This window comes from Pseudomonas sp. CVAP#3 (assembly GCF_018986375.1).
Lineage (GTDB): Bacteria > Pseudomonadota > Gammaproteobacteria > Pseudomonadales > Pseudomonadaceae > Aquipseudomonas > Aquipseudomonas helvetica.
On record NZ_JAHMSC010000010.1, the window covers coordinates 18,094 to 31,797 of the forward strand.

A 13,704-nucleotide genomic window follows, 5' to 3' on the forward strand; every position below is an offset into this window, starting at 1 on the left:
CGTAAGCAGCCAGCGATACACCGAAACTTCAGTTGGAGGATGACGTGATGGCCTATGCGGAGCAAGCCGAAACAGAAGCACTGCACGAGCCCAAAAGTTTCCTGACCAAATATATCTGGAGTCAGGACCACAAGGTCATCGCCATTCAATATTCCTTGACGGCTATATTCGTGGGCATCATCGCCGTGGTGTTGTCCGACTTGATGCGCTTGCAGATAGGCTTCCCCGGTAGTTTGGGGTTCATGGACGCCAGTACTTACTATCAAGCGATGACCATGCACGGCATGATCATGGTCATTTATTTGCTGACGGCCTTGTTTCTCGGTGGCTTCGGCAACTATCTGATCCCGCTGATGGTGGGGGCCCGTGACATGGTCTTCCCCTACGTCAACATGCTGAGTTACTGGACCTACCTGCTCGCGGTACTGGTGTTGCTCGCCAGTTTCTTTGTTCCTGGCGGCCCCACCGGTGCGGGCTGGACGCTCTATCCGCCACAGTCCATTACCAAGGGGACACCGGGGACCGAGTGGGGCATCGTACTGATGCTCGTCTCACTGGCGATTTTTATCGTCGCTACCACCATGGGCGGGTTGAACTACGTCACCACGGTGTTGCAGGCGCGCACGCACGGCATGACATTGTTTCGCATGCCGCTCTCCGTATGGGGAATCTTCATGGCCTCGATCATGGCCTTGCTGGCTTTCCCGGCGTTGTTTGTCAGTGCGATCATGACGCTGTTCGACAAGCTGTTGGGCACCAGCTTCTTTATGCCGGCGATCATCTCGCTGGGGCAGCAGCTCGATCACCAAGGTGGCAGCCCGATATTATTCCAGCATCTGTTCTGGTTCTTCGGCCACCCGGAAGTCTATATCGTTGCTCTCCCGGCGTTTGGTCTGGTCTCCGACTTGATCAGCACGCATGCGCGTAAAGGTATCTTCGGCTACCGAATGATGGTGTGGGCCATTATTGCGATTGGCGTGCTCAGTTTTGTGGTCTGGGCTCACCATATGTATGTCAGCGGAATGAACCCCTACTTTGGCTTTTTCTTCGCCACCACCACCTTGATCATCGCGGTGCCGACCGCACTGAAAGTCTACAACTGGATTCTGACCCTGTGGCGGGGCGACATTCATCTGACCGTACCGATGCTGTTTGCCCTGGCCTTTATCGTCACCTTTCTGGTCGGCGGTCTGACCGGGTTGTTTCTCGGCAATGTGATCGTGGATATTCCGCTCTCGGACACCTATTTCGTCGTGGCCCATTTTCATATGGTCATGGGGGTCGCACCGGTACTGGTGGTGTTCGGCGGCATTTATCATTGGTTCCCGAAAGTAACCGGGCGGATGACGAACGACATCCTCGGCAAGCTGCATTTCTGGATTACCTTTCTCGGCACCTACGCCATCTTCTTTCCCATGCACTACCTGGGTTTCCAGGGCATGCCACGCCGCTACTACGCCTATGACAACTACGCGTTCATCCCGCAGTCGGCGCAAGACTTGAATTCTTTCATTACGGTGGTCGCATTGATCGTCGGCGTTTCCCAACTGCTGTTCCTGTTCAACCTGGCCTGGAGCACTTTCAAAGGCAAGCCCGCAGGCAGTAACCCCTGGGGCGCGGCCAGTCTGGAATGGCAAACGCCGAACACCCCGCCGGTACACGGTAACTGGGGCGCGAAGCTGCCGGTCGTGCATCGCTGGGCCTATGACTACAGCATGCCGGGAATAGACCAGGATTTCGTTCCGCAAACGGTCTCCGACGAGGCGTTGGAGCAGATGCGGCAACTCAGTGCCGGAGCCAGTATTGCGGACGTTAAGACATGAACAGGCTGCTATTGAGAAACGCCGACGGTGCTGACCCCGGCGGTAGTTGGAGTGGTGGTCCTGAGGATATTCAGGCCGCTGAGGCTGCCGATAGAATCCAAAACGCAAGAGTCGGCCTGCGCTTGTTTCTGGCCGTGGTGAGTTCGTTATTCTTTATCTTCTTGGTTGCCTTTATCGAACGCTCGCAAATGGCCGACTGGCAACCCCTGACGGAGCCCTTGGCGCCGTTAGCCAATCTATGGCAGCTATGGCTGAATTCGGCTTTTCTGGTATTCAGCTGCATCGCACTGCAGTGGTCGCGTATGGCCGCCCGACAGGGGCGACTGGACGCAACAGTCATTGGCTTTGCAGTGGGGGGCGTATTTGCAGTTGCCTTTTTGACAGGACAACTCTGGGTCTGGCAGCAGTTTGTCGCCTGGGGCTACTTTGTCGCCAGTAATCCGGCCAACAGTTTCTTCTACCTGTTGACCGGCCTGCACGGGTTCCACCTGCTGGGCGGGCTGATCGCCTGGAGCAGAACCGTCGCTAAATTCCTGCATCACGTGCCGTTGCCGCAACTCAGCGCCAGCGTAGAGCTCTGTGCCATCTATTGGCATTACTTACTGGGTCTTTGGTTCGTGCTATTCGCGCTGCTGACCAGTACGCCGGCAACCTATGAAGCCATTGCCAGATTCTGCGGCCTGAGGTGAAAAGCCATGGCATCGCACCCGCTAGCCCCAGTCGAGTCCAGTTCATCCAACCCACCCAGCTCGCCGCCTGCAACGGGATGGCAGGGCATCGCCAACGACTGGGCCTCGGACAGAGAGGCTTTCAGGCAGGTGCCTTGGGGCAAGGCGATGATGTGGATATTCCTGCTCAGCGATACGTTTGTATTTACCTGTTTTTTAACCGGCTACATGTCGGTACGCATGACGATCACCAGCGCTTGGCCGAACCCCAGTGAAGTGTTCGCATTGACGATCGGCGGTAGAGAAATCCCGCTTATTCTGATCGCCATCATGACCTTTGTGCTGATCAGTAGCAGCGGCACCATGGCCATGGCAGTCAATTTCGCCTATCGCCATGATCGCGCGAAAACCGCTGCCCTGATGCTGGCGACAGCAGCCTTCGGTGTGACCTTCGTCAGCATGCAGGCATTTGAATGGAGCAAGCTCATCGCAGAAGGGGTGCGTCCCTGGGGGAACCCCATGGGGGCGGCGCAATTTGGCGCCAGCTTTTTCATGATTACCGGCTTCCACGGGCTGCATGTGTCAGTCGGCGTCATCTACCTCAGCATTGTGGCGATGAAAGTATTACGCGGAGATTATGAGCGCTCCGGAAACTATCAGATCGTCGAGATAGCCGGGCTTTACTGGCACTTCGTGGACCTGGTGTGGGTGTTTATTTTTGCTTTCTTCTATTTATGGTAGGTCGTGAACAGGTTCTGAAGAGGAGCACTGATGATGGCGCATGCCCAGGGTCAGCAACATCCAATCAGTTTGTACCTGAAAATCTGGGGGCTGTTATTCGTCCTCAGCACGCTGTCGTATCTTGTCGACTATTTTCACTTCCAGGGCTACCTCCGGTGGTCCTTGATCATCACGCTCATGTTGTTGAAGGCAGGTTTAATTGTCTCCGTCTTCATGCACATGGCCTGGGAACGGTTGGCCATGGTCTATGCCATATTGGTGCCACCGTTGTGTTTACTGGTACTCGTCGGACTGATGGCCACCGAGGCTGATTATGTGTTCCTCAGCCGGGTGATTTTCTTCGGCCAGTAAGCGACGTCCGGATGGCACTTCCGGACGCCCTCAAGCCTGCGGGGCTAACCCGATATCACTCGCTTGAACTGATGCCATTTGTGCTGCCAGGCGACTGTCCAGTGGGGGGCTGCCGTTCCCATGCCGGCGATCTTCAGTCTTGGATGATGTTCGATAACCCGGTCCAGTACCGATTCCTGATCCGGCTCAACATCCACGAAAAAGATATGTTTGCCCTCGTCTACCACCTGTTTGAAACTGCGGAAGTGCGTGTTTGGCACCTGGATACCAAAAAAACCGCCTTCCCAGATGGAGAAGCCCGCGATAACAATCGCCAGGAAGATAAAAGGCATCCAGCCTGCGGCGGATTCGGTCCAGCCCAGCCAATAGGCGCCACCCAGGACCAGCGCCGCGAGTGGCACACCGATCACTGCACCAATCTCGCCAGAGTGAACAGTGTCTTGTTTCATTAACGAGTTAACTTCGTGGAGGTGATGCTCTTCAACATCAGCCACTTCTTCACTGAGCACATGAATTTGTTCGGTATTGATGCCGTTGGCTTCCAATTCATTTTCAACGGTTTCAAGATCGTCGAGATTGTCACTGATGTAATAGTGCCGATTCATACCACACCTCCCATCTCGTGCTTGCTGTAGACCTCCTCTGTCCTGCAGCCGTTAACTGAGATTTGCAGTCGGTATCTGTAGCGGTAGGGGACGTTGCAGACTTCATGCAATTCGAAAGAAGTATAGCATTCGCTAGCATGCGTGAATTTCAGTATCAAGCTCTGGGTGCGGCGTTAGGGCCTGGTGTGATTGGGTCAAGAGGTTGCGAATGATGCAACGGCGGCGACATGGCGGATCTTCCGATGCACAGCTAGTGCAACACTTGGTCTATAGAACACAAGGGGCGCCGAAACAGCGCCCCCTTGTGACGTCAGGACGGTTCTGCATCCATGCGTCGCGCAATCACATCCAGCACATCGCAACCGTCGCGCAAAGGTATGCAGCAGAGCAATGCGAAGTCGCTGAGAATGACCGAGTCAGTGGTGATGTCTCCCCGCATCGCGAGGTTTTCAAGAATCTGCGTCACGGCTCGGATTCTGTAACTGGCCGTGCTGAGCAGTGAATGCAGCGGTTGAGTGGTGTTGACGAACAGGGAGGGTAGGTCGTCGGCGTTGCTGGTTAAGGCCATGTATTCATTCATGAGTAGAGTTCCATTGAGATAAGAGGTCTACCACTCAATCGTCGCCAAACGAAAAGGGTGGCAGCTGTACGCAGGTTGGCGAACCGGACAATGGACAACCCGGCAGACCCGAAGATCTCCCGCGCACAGCTACCAAAAAGCAGGCAGCTAAGTGCTTTAAAGTGCTCCGAAAACTGATCGGAGGCTTTTGTACATTGGCATCGAGTCGCCAAACCCGAAGCGCCATTTTGGCGCCGGCTCGACTATAGGCCTCGTTGCAAATGCACAGCAATGCGCAAGTGTACGGACAATTCCCAGTGTCGTGTGGGACATTGCCTTTTCGGAAATTGGCTTCTTTGTGCCACCAGTAAATGGGGGGGCGACACTGAATTTGGCTGGCGTTAATCCGCCACAGCGTAGAACGGCAATTCCCCGAACTCACCGGCGGCAACCATCTGCCACTCTTTGCCCGCGTCATTGCCGTGGCTGACGCGCCCGCCAGCGCCGGGATCTGCGACGACTTCCGGCCGCGCTACGCGGTCGATATCGAGGTACTGGGACCAGACGGCGAGCCCGCCCCCGCGTTGCCACTGCCCACCGGTGGCGAGGAAATGGGTATGTATGCCTTTCCGGAGGAGGGCACTCAGGTCGTGGTGTGCTTTGCCTATGGTCTGCCGAACAAGCCCTGCATCCAGACGATCCTGCCTCACGGCTTGAGCATGCCCAAGGTGCCGAAAGGCGATCAGGTCTGGCAATACAGCGAGGCCGCCCAGCAACGCGTCGACGCCGATGGCAACTGGCTGCGCCAGGCCGACGGCAAGATCACAGACAAGGCGATTGAGCGCGAGGTTGAGGCGCTGGAGAACCGCGAGCCGTTCCAGAACCACACCCAGACAATTGACGATCACTCAACCGAGTCAGTGGGCGGGATCAAGAAAATCAAAGCCCTGGGTGCGCTCAAGCTGTTGTCGGGCGGATCGGCGAGCCTGGCGGCCGTGGATGATCTGCACCAGGCCACCGGCCGCGATTTGAACCTGGTGGTGGGACAGAAGCACAACGCCACGGTGGGTGGTGACATGCAGGAACGGATTCAGGGGCTGCGTAAGAGCGTGGCCAAAGTCAGTCAGCGGCTGGAGGCGCCGAAGACCTGGATCGGATCGAGCGGGGTAAACGTGTTGCAGGTGCTATGTGATTTGCTCGATCTGGTGGAGCAGATGAACAATCAGTTGGCTGGGCATACACACGGGCCAACGTCGCCGCCCGACAATGCTGGCGCGTTCACGGCTGCGGCAGGGTCAGCCAAACAGCTGGCCGGGAAGATGAAAACCATCACTGGATAGCAAACGCCCGCCTATTGGCGGGCATTGAGCTCAAGCAGTTGAGCCAAGTTCTGAGTATTTTTTACTGGCGTACTGGACAGCTTGTTGATGCATCCTGAAGTGCCCGGTTGTAGTCAACATAGGTAGCGGGATCATACGGCAGCGGCGTCACGGTGAAGACGGATTTCCCATCGTATCCAATCCACTGCTCAACCCTCAGCGCCCAAGACCGATTGGCATATCTAGCAACCAAATCGAACGTGTGCGAGCGCACATTGCTTTCGTCATCCAAGCCCGAATAAAGATAACGAAGGCCACGATACCAGTCACGAACGCCTGTAATCGCACGCAGAGCCTCCCGCGCTGGCTGCTTATCCTCTTCCTTCAGATAGGCACTACCAATGGCGAGCTTGCCGGTCTTCTCTAGGTCAGCAAACGGCACTGGCAGCGGCTTACGATTGATCAGCCGTGAATTTAGGCAGTCGAAAACCCATTGACCCGTTTTCACGTAGTCATCGGCATAGACAACGACACCATTGCCATCATCCTGTTTGTAAATACTCGTCATGATCTTGAACCCATAATTGCCAACGACCAACAGCACACCAAACGCAATAATCAGAGCAAGCAACCGCCCTTTATTCTGGCGAAAACTCAAAGAAACCTCCGGGCAAAGCCAACGGTGTATCGCCTGAAATCACCGGGTTGATTGCACCAACCGACTGATAAGTAAAATTGTTATTACGTTTGGAGCGTTTTCGTTCTGTGTTCAACTGATCCCATTTTGTGCACCACTTACTCGAAGGCGCTGCGTTATCAGTGAGCGTGCAAAGCTTGCCCTTTTGACGCTCCTCAAACGTGCCCCAGGTATTTTTGTAATCAGATCGACGAACAAAGGCACCGACCTTAATCCCCAGGTGATTAGCCAACAGCTGAGCCAGACTTTCATTGGTCTGTGGAAAAAACTGAATCACTTCCTCAATCCGGTAATCCGGCTTATTACCCATACCCGTTCGGCAGGCGTAACTGTCGATCCGCGCGGAGCTTGAGAAAGCCAAAGGCGAAATCCGCTCGTAATTCAACACATCGAGAGCCATCGAATCCCCCTCCGAAAGTTGATACCCGAAGGCCACACTTTGCGGTACGCCATGGCTGAAGACGGCCAGATGCTCGATAGGTGACTGGCTCCGATCTTTCCCGGTGTTGAGGTAATTAATCAGTCCCCCGGCATCCGTCACGGTAACTAAACCACTGCTGTATTCCTGCGCAGACTTTCGTGCTGCACTGAGCATGCTCTCGGTATAAAACGGTGTGAAGATCACCAGTGTCCGTTTCATATTCGGTTTGTCTCGTTTGAACTCAGCCAACTGGCGCACGGCTTGGGCAATGAACATCATCTTATTGGCAGGAGATTCGTCATGCTGACTACCGGCAACGGCGATCAATTCGGGTGTCTTCGGTTCAGAAGGTTCCGGCGGGTAATCGGTGTAGTGCCGTGTCCAGGCAATGGGCAAGCGTGTGTGTCGCCCAAGCGAGCAGAGGGAATCATTCATCGTCCTTGGTGAAATAAAAAAGCTTCAGCAATCCTTTACTTAGAACGAAGAAGAATAGCCATTTCGGGAGCATGGGCAAAGGCCGGCTTTGAGCCATGTCTTTGCTTAGTGGGCAGCGATGGTTAAGCTTGGCCTGGTGTAGCATTCTCGCGCAACGAATCAGCATCCGCCGTGTGGGCCAAGCACCAATTCAACTGACTACGGAAACCCGCTGTCGATGAGCGGGGCGGGCACGGGAGCATGGGCCGGCGAAGTCCGTGTTTGCATCGTCTCAAGAGTAATGCTGTGATTGCGCCCGCGACACCCCGAGCTGCTTGTCACACTGGGCAAACAAGGCCGGCGAGCAACTTTGCCTTTTTCAGAGATGCATTGAAATGGATAGTGAAGAAACGACAACCAGGATGTCTGTGCTGCCTCCCAACGACGACATGCTCAAGCGCTTGGACGGTATAGTCGCCAATACGGCGCTGGTGTTGGAGACTAACAATCTGCGCGGTGGCAAGGATGCTGTGGAGGGCCTGAGCAGCCTCAAGCGTCTGATCACCCGGCTTGCCCGGCAAAGTGTGTCACCCCAGTCTTTTGCCCAGTGGGTCATCACCCACGATGGCCTTGATCTGCAGGCGCGCCAAGCGCTGTGTGTACTGGCCGGGCGGGCATTGGATTTCGTCGAAATCGATGCCCTCACCGGTTACTACGATGCCAAGAATGTCGGCTTCGACGGTGTCGACCAGGCGCGCTGCCAGTACGTGGTCTTTGCCGATGCCGATTGCATTCCCTGTGCCCATTGGCTGGAGCAATTGCTCGCACCCTTTGCACAGTCCGACGCGCCGCTGGCGGTCGCGGGGCGCACCAGTTATGCGCCGAGCGTCACCGGCACTGCGCTGACCGCCATCGACTTCATGTACTTCCCCAGCCCCCTGCGCCAAGGCGCCACGCGTAACTTTTATGCGAACAACGTGGCCTTTCGCTGTGACACCTTCGAGCAGTACCGCTACGAGCCGCTCGATGGCGTCTACCGCGCCCATTGCCAGGTCATGGGCCTACGCCTGCAAGCCGCGGGCGTGGCGGTTGTCTATGCGTCAGGCGCGCATACCGAGCATCGGCTGCCCGACAGCCATGGCGAAGTGGTCAAGCTGCGCTGGCTCAGGGGCGGCGACAGTGTCGACCTTACGCCGTATCTGGTACGCGCCTATATGCCGGGCTGGCTGCAATGGCTCGGGCGCAGCGGTCCTATCGGGCCTTTGTGCGTGATGGTCGGGCGATTGGGCTACAGCCTGCGCGCCCTCAACCATCAAGACCTGCCGCCTCTGCGCGGGGTACGGCGCCTTGCCGCGGCGGCAATCGTGATCGCCATATCGTTGCTCGACACCGCTGGCGCGGTGGTCCATGGCTTGGGTATCAACGCCGGTCGCGCGAGCGCCCGTCACAGTGAGGCGCTGTCTTATCACCGCAACCTGGATTGATCCGCGTAGCGCCGTATCTTCGCACGCAGGCAGCGTGCCCACAGGAAGTCCTCATGAAAACATGTTCGCTTACCTCATTCGGCTACTCCGTGGTGTGCCTGGCATTGCTGGCGCTGAGCGGTCAGGCCAATGCCGCGCTCTCCGAGTTCAGCGGTCGCGGGGTGTATCACTTTGCTTCGAACAGTGGTTGTGCTGCAGCCGCCACCAGTAGCATTGATCGCAACTGCAACCGCATCGCCCTGGATGTGGCGGACGCCCATGCCAGCGTCGACCCCCAATCCCACGCCATCGTGATTGGCGCCGCTGCCAGTCACGACAGCAAAACCGTGATTGGCGACGTCCTGCTGCACGGCAGTGGCATCGCCGCTGATGGCCAGCGTGTGCCCCTGAGCCTGCATGTGCTGCTGCGGCGCTCGGGCAAGGTGTGGAAGTCCGACACCTACGTGCACTCGCCGGTGCGCGGCAAGTTCGGTGACATCGTCCTTGACCCTTATCAGATCAGCGTCCGCGAAGGCGCCAGCGAACGTTTGCTGTTCACCGCCGAGCAGGCGCGAGATGTATTGGCGCAGCCGTCAATCGCCGCGCGGGTGGCCAGCTATTTCGTGGTGGTGCGCCCCAGCGATGCGCACAACCCGGCCGCCGACGACATCACTATCGCCCTTGGCGTCGGGCGTGTGTCGAAATCACTGATGCGCGCCAGCTTTACCTCGGAGCAACTGGGCAATGCCGAGCTGGATCAGTTACCGGAAAAGGGGACCTGGAGCCTTAACCTGCAGGCCCTGAGCAGCCAGATCCCGGTGTGGGTGGTACAGCGCCAACTGTTTGTGTTTGGTCTTGAAGACAGCCCGCTGCTCAAGGACGTGCGCCAGCGCGGTTTGAACAAGCGCGACACCCTGGAGCTGGGCGCCGTGAACGGTAAGGGTTACCTGCGTTACAACGGTCGTGAAGAAAGCTTCCCCGCGGCCTACGCGTCTGGCTCCGCCTTTATGCGCGACAGCTTTATCGGCATGATCTTGGCCTGGCGCCACAGCCCGCAAGCGACGACGGCATCCGCGGCTACCGACACTGCCCTGCAGCCCGCGCAATGAGTGTGGGCGAACCTGCCACAACCGAGACGGGCTTCAGTTGCCTAAGCATGCCTAAGGCCCAGGGCCTGGGTGCGTTGCAAGTGCGCCTGGTGGATAGCATCAAGCGCGCCGCGCTGCTACGCCTGCACCGCAGCCCGCGTGCGGAACGGTTGTTGTTGCGCATGTACCTGGCCGGCGAAGACGCGACCGAACGCACGCTGCTGGAAGAGCTGCTGCCGCAGTCGCCGCCCTGGCTCGAACGTCAGGTCGAACAGCACTTGGCCGATGAGCGTCGACACGTGACGCTGTTTGCCGAAGCCTTGCGCGTTCTTGGCGATGACGGCGCAACCCGCCTGGAGCCGGACTGGCTCAGCCGGCGCAAGATCTTGCGCTGGCAACGCCTGGCGCATCGCTACGCGGCACATTTCGAGCATGGCCTGCTGGTGCCGGCCTACGCCACCGGACTCTGTGCCGAGCAGATGGCCGAGCGAGTATTGAGTCGCCACTGCACGGTCATAGGTACCGAGCACAGGCTGTACCCGCTTTTGTCACGGGTTCTGGCCGACGAGAAAGCTCACGTACGGTTGTGCGAGAACACGCTGCGGCGCATCGTTGCCCCCCATGAACTGGCGCACCTGGCCCTGTTGCTGAAAGACATTCGCACCGTCGACTCCAGTTTTGGCGTTACCGGCGCGCTGGCGATGTACGTCGCCGGTTGGATGCTTGGCGGCGTGGGCGGTGCTGCCCGATGAGCTCACGCATTCTTTATCTGGCTACCGCCGATGCCCGCGGCCACTTGATGCGCGCGCAGTTACTGGTGCATGCCCTGCGAGAGGCGGGGGCGCAGGTCGAAGTGCTGACCACCTCGGAGCAGGGGCAGCGCTTTCTGCAACACTTCGGCATCGAGGCCGAACTCCTCTCCCAGCACTATGCGGTGCAGTTTGACAGCGAGCAGAACATGCTGCGCCAGGCCACCAATCGCAATGTCGCGCATTACCTGTTTCGCCCTGGCCGGATGCTGCGGGATATCATCCGCCTGGGGCGCAGACTGCGCAGCGCGGATCTGGTGATCAACGACTCCTTTCACCCGGCGTTGCTGTACATGGGCATGCTGCCGGGATGGCGGCGCAAGATCGTGCACGTGTACGGGGCGAGCCTCAAGGTGGCGCTGCTCAACAATTTCGAAGGCATGTCGCCACGCTGGTTCGGACGGCTGTTCGGCTGGATTGTCGGCCGCCAGATAGACGCGGCGCGGGCCCGCATCGAGCATGATTTTGCCTATGAAGTCGACGACGCCAAGGCGCCGATGCTGTATCGCTTGCCGACCCCGGTGGCATTGGCCGCCGAGTTGCCAGGACAGGCCGCCGCTGGCGCTGCGGTGTACCTCAATCCACACTTCAGCGAGCCCAGCCTGGCCGATGCCTTGAGTGCGGGCCTGGGCGATGCCGGCCTGGGTGCGCACCTGGTGGGTGAGGGCTACGGGGGGTGCAGTGACTGGCTCGGGGTCGACCCGCTCTGGGCCAGTCGCGCGGCGCAGGCGCAACTGATAGTGTCTGCACCGGGCATGGCCGCATTGTCCATCGCCCGGGTCTATCAGCGACCGATTATCCTGGTCCTCAGCGACCAGCCCGAACAGGCCACCAATGCTGCGCGCGCCGCTCAGTTGCAGTTGCTGCACCGTGTGGTGACCTGGCGCGGCGACGCCGGTGACTTTCAGCGACAGGTGGCCCAGGCGGCGGTGCAACTGACCGCAGCTGCCGCGCCTGAGCCTACAGGTGCGCCAGGCAGGGAGCGCGCCCAGGCGCGGATCGACGCCTGGGTCAGCTGCTTGCTCAACCTGTGAATGTGCCGCTGTGGGCCGTCATACACTCATGCATCCCGTAAGCGAGCAGCCATGGGCAACCCCTTGCAGAGCCTGACCCCGAGTCCCAATTATCGACAGGCGCTAGTTGCGCTCCTTGGGCTGCTGCTGGGCCTGAGCATTTTCTGTGGTCTGCAGCGGGTGATTACGCCGCGTTACAGTTGGGTCACGCCGCTGGATGAACTGATCCCGTTCATTGCGCAATCGTGGTGGGCGTATGTGCTGTTCTTTCCCTTTGTGCTGCTGGCGGCGGCCTACGTCAGCGCCAACGCTTTCAGGGCCTTCAAGAACGCCACCGGGATTGCCTTTGGTGTCGCCATCCTGTGCTTCTGGCTGTTCCCCGAATACGTGCCCAGGCCCGATATCGGCTCGATCGACAACGCCTTTTTGCGCCAGCGACTGAGCCGGCTGTGGCAGCTGGACCTGGCGTCCAATGGCTGCCCCAGCCTGCATGTGGCGGTGACCTGCCTGGCCTGCCGCGCGCTCTGGTCTCGTCACTATAAATGGCTGACCGGGATCACGGGCCTGCTTATCTGCCTGTCGACCTTGACCCTCAAACAGCACACGCTGATCGATGTCGCAGGCGGTGTGCTGCTGGCCCTGGCATGCGCCCTGGCCACCCAACGACAAGGAAGCAATGCCCGTGTCCCAGCCTAAATCCCATGCCGGAGACAATCGGGCGCTGAATGCCTTTGTCCCCGCCGCTAAGCTGTTCGTACTCAAACCCTGGATCAGCTTGCTGGCGCTGCTGGCCGACTGGGGCTTGATCGCCGCGTCGTTTGCCTTTGTCGCGCTCTGGCCGCACCCCGTCACCTACCTGCTGGCGGCGCTGATCATTGCCCGCAGCCAGTTGGCGCTGGCGGTGATCATGCATGAGAGCGCCCATGGCGTGCTGCTGCGCCGGCAGAAACTGAACGACTTGATCGGGCAATTGTTTGCCGCGGGCCCGTTGTTTCTTTCCCTGCAAACCTACCGTGCCGGTCACCTGAAGCATCATCGACAACCGATGCAGCATGACGACCCGGTGGTCGCGGTCTTTGGCTTGGGGGATTACCCGCTGCCTCGGGGCAGGCTGGCCACGCGGCTACTGGCTGATTTGTCTGGGGTGGGCTACGTCATCAGTGCCTTCAAGTTTGCCCGGGGCGACTACCGCGCGATCATGCCCAAGGTCGATAAATCCACTGGTCATGCGCTTTGGGAAGTATTTTCAATGCTGACCAGCAACGGCTTACTGTTCGCCCTGCTGAGCGGATGCGGCCACCCCTGGCTCTACCCCGGCTTGTGGTTGCTGCCGGCCATTACCTTGCTGCCCTTGATGGGGCGCGTCCGAGCGATAATGGAGCACGCCGGCCTACCGGCCAACGATGACCAGAGCCAGAACGCCCGCAGCATCGTGCGCCCGAACTGGCAGACCTTTGTGTTCGGTCCCCATTCCATCCACTACCACATCGAGCATCACCTCTATGTGCGCATGCCTTTCTACCATTTGCGCAGCGCTCATCAGCAACTGGCGGCGCGGCAGCTGCTGACTGCCGAGAATCTCTATAAAAGCTACATCGAGGTGCTGCGGGATGTCAGCTATCCGACACTGAAATCGCCAGCACGCTGACTCTTCCTGGTCGTATCAAGACGCCGAGCGACCGAGACGGTGGATCATGAGATTGGGACAGCAAATGAGCTTAAGTGCTTTTTTC

At 58.5% G+C, this 13,704-nt stretch carries 15 protein-coding genes; 11 read left to right on the forward strand and 4 right to left on the reverse strand.

Annotation, left to right across the window (positions count from 1 at the left end):
* The first annotated feature begins 47 nt into the window (after positions 1-47).
* The 4 genes from ctaD to KRR23_RS17830 are packed head-to-tail and all read left to right on the forward strand — an operon-like array spanning position 48 to position 3,583.
* Positions 48-1,823: a cytochrome c oxidase subunit I gene (gene ctaD, locus KRR23_RS17815; RefSeq protein ID WP_216743720.1), complete on the forward strand. Its 1,776-nt coding sequence runs from the start codon at positions 48-50 to the stop codon at positions 1,821-1,823.
* Positions 1,820-2,512, forward strand: coding sequence for a cytochrome c oxidase subunit 3 (locus KRR23_RS17820; protein WP_216743562.1), 693 nt, complete (start codon positions 1,820-1,822; stop codon positions 2,510-2,512). Before ctaD ends, KRR23_RS17820 begins: the two co-directional genes overlap by 4 nt.
* 6 nt (positions 2,513-2,518) lie before the next feature.
* Positions 2,519-3,232: a heme-copper oxidase subunit III family protein gene (locus KRR23_RS17825; protein WP_216743563.1), complete on the forward strand. Its 714-nt coding sequence runs from the start codon at positions 2,519-2,521 to the stop codon at positions 3,230-3,232.
* Between the two features lie 33 nt (positions 3,233-3,265).
* Entirely contained in the window at positions 3,266-3,583 is a 318-nt protein-coding gene (locus tag KRR23_RS17830) for a cytochrome C oxidase subunit IV family protein (RefSeq protein ID WP_216743721.1), read from the forward strand.
* A gap of 44 nt (positions 3,584-3,627) precedes the next feature.
* On the opposite strand, the gene KRR23_RS17835 is transcribed toward KRR23_RS17830, so the two are convergent.
* Together KRR23_RS17835 and KRR23_RS17840 are read right to left on the reverse strand one after the other, a co-directional pair.
* A complete protein-coding gene (locus KRR23_RS17835) occupies positions 3,628-4,188 on the reverse strand; it encodes a magnesium transporter (RefSeq protein ID WP_216743564.1) in 561 nt (186 codons plus the stop codon).
* A gap of 310 nt (positions 4,189-4,498) precedes the next feature.
* Positions 4,499-4,768 carry a hypothetical protein gene (locus KRR23_RS17840; protein WP_054596089.1) on the reverse strand — a complete coding sequence of 90 codons (270 nt, stop codon included), beginning with the start codon at positions 4,766-4,768 and terminating at the stop codon, positions 4,499-4,501.
* A 374-nt stretch (positions 4,769-5,142) separates the two neighbouring features.
* Between KRR23_RS17840 and KRR23_RS17845 the strand changes: the two genes are divergently transcribed.
* Entirely contained in the window at positions 5,143-6,087 is a 945-nt protein-coding gene (locus KRR23_RS17845) for a hypothetical protein (RefSeq protein ID WP_216743722.1), read from the forward strand.
* A gap of 61 nt (positions 6,088-6,148) precedes the next feature.
* Here KRR23_RS17845 and KRR23_RS17850 read toward each other — a convergent pair whose 3' ends face one another.
* Together KRR23_RS17850 and KRR23_RS17855 are read right to left on the reverse strand one after the other, a co-directional pair.
* The gene (locus KRR23_RS17850; protein ID WP_216743565.1) at positions 6,149-6,724 is read right to left on the reverse strand and encodes a hypothetical protein; all 576 of its coding nucleotides are present in this window, start codon (positions 6,722-6,724) and stop codon (positions 6,149-6,151) included.
* Positions 6,705-7,619, reverse strand: a complete 915-nt coding sequence (locus KRR23_RS17855) for a hypothetical protein (protein WP_216743566.1) — start codon at positions 7,617-7,619, stop codon at positions 6,705-6,707. The genes KRR23_RS17850 and KRR23_RS17855 overlap by 20 nt, the downstream gene beginning before the upstream one ends.
* Positions 7,620-8,020: 401 nt before the next feature.
* On the opposite strand from KRR23_RS17855, the gene KRR23_RS17860 reads away from it, so the two are divergent.
* Genes KRR23_RS17860 through KRR23_RS17885 form a run of 6 tightly spaced genes read left to right on the forward strand, consistent with a single transcriptional unit; the run spans position 8,021 to position 13,619 of the window.
* Entirely contained in the window at positions 8,021-9,082 is a 1,062-nt protein-coding gene (locus tag KRR23_RS17860; protein WP_216743567.1) for a glycosyltransferase family 2 protein, read from the forward strand.
* A 53-nt stretch (positions 9,083-9,135) separates the two neighbouring features.
* Positions 9,136-10,170, forward strand: a complete 1,035-nt coding sequence (locus tag KRR23_RS17865) for a hypothetical protein (protein WP_216743568.1) — start codon at positions 9,136-9,138, stop codon at positions 10,168-10,170.
* Positions 10,167-10,901, forward strand: a complete 735-nt coding sequence (locus tag KRR23_RS17870) for a diiron oxygenase (RefSeq protein WP_216743569.1) — start codon at positions 10,167-10,169, stop codon at positions 10,899-10,901. The genes KRR23_RS17865 and KRR23_RS17870 overlap by 4 nt, the downstream gene beginning before the upstream one ends.
* A complete protein-coding gene (locus KRR23_RS17875) occupies positions 10,898-11,992 on the forward strand; it encodes a hypothetical protein (protein ID WP_216743570.1) in 1,095 nt (364 codons plus the stop codon). Before KRR23_RS17870 ends, KRR23_RS17875 begins: the two co-directional genes overlap by 4 nt.
* A gap of 51 nt (positions 11,993-12,043) precedes the next feature.
* Positions 12,044-12,667 carry a phosphatase PAP2 family protein gene (locus KRR23_RS17880; RefSeq protein ID WP_216743571.1) on the forward strand — a complete coding sequence of 208 codons (624 nt, stop codon included), beginning with the start codon at positions 12,044-12,046 and terminating at the stop codon, positions 12,665-12,667.
* Complete coding sequence (locus KRR23_RS17885) at positions 12,648-13,619, forward strand: fatty acid desaturase family protein (RefSeq protein ID WP_253912158.1); 972 nt, start codon at positions 12,648-12,650, stop codon at positions 13,617-13,619. Before KRR23_RS17880 ends, KRR23_RS17885 begins: the two co-directional genes overlap by 20 nt.
* The last annotated feature ends 85 nt before the right edge of the window (positions 13,620-13,704 follow it).

Bases quoted from the DNA above. Each gene is read 5' to 3' on its own strand.
- ctaD (WP_216743720.1), top strand. From the start codon at position 48: ATGGCCTATGCGGAGCAAGCCGAAACAGAAGCACTGCACGAGCCCAAA.
- KRR23_RS17820 (WP_216743562.1), top strand. From the start codon at position 1,820: ATGAACAGGCTGCTATTGAGAAACGCCGACGGTGCTGACCCCGGCGGT.
- KRR23_RS17825 (WP_216743563.1), top strand. From the start codon at position 2,519: ATGGCATCGCACCCGCTAGCCCCAGTCGAGTCCAGTTCATCCAACCCA.
- KRR23_RS17830 (WP_216743721.1), top strand. From the start codon at position 3,266: ATGGCGCATGCCCAGGGTCAGCAACATCCAATCAGTTTGTACCTGAAA.
- KRR23_RS17835 (WP_216743564.1), bottom strand. From the start codon at position 4,188: ATGAATCGGCACTATTACATCAGTGACAATCTCGACGATCTTGAAACC.
- KRR23_RS17840 (WP_054596089.1), bottom strand. From the start codon at position 4,768: ATGAATGAATACATGGCCTTAACCAGCAACGCCGACGACCTACCCTCC.
- KRR23_RS17855 (WP_216743566.1), bottom strand. From the start codon at position 7,619: ATGAATGATTCCCTCTGCTCGCTTGGGCGACACACACGCTTGCCCATT.
- KRR23_RS17860 (WP_216743567.1), top strand. From the start codon at position 8,021: ATGTCTGTGCTGCCTCCCAACGACGACATGCTCAAGCGCTTGGACGGT.
- KRR23_RS17865 (WP_216743568.1), top strand. From the start codon at position 9,136: ATGAAAACATGTTCGCTTACCTCATTCGGCTACTCCGTGGTGTGCCTG.
- KRR23_RS17870 (WP_216743569.1), top strand. From the start codon at position 10,167: ATGAGTGTGGGCGAACCTGCCACAACCGAGACGGGCTTCAGTTGCCTA.
- KRR23_RS17875 (WP_216743570.1), top strand. From the start codon at position 10,898: ATGAGCTCACGCATTCTTTATCTGGCTACCGCCGATGCCCGCGGCCAC.
- KRR23_RS17880 (WP_216743571.1), top strand. From the start codon at position 12,044: ATGGGCAACCCCTTGCAGAGCCTGACCCCGAGTCCCAATTATCGACAG.
- KRR23_RS17885 (WP_253912158.1), top strand. From the start codon at position 12,648: ATGCCCGTGTCCCAGCCTAAATCCCATGCCGGAGACAATCGGGCGCTG.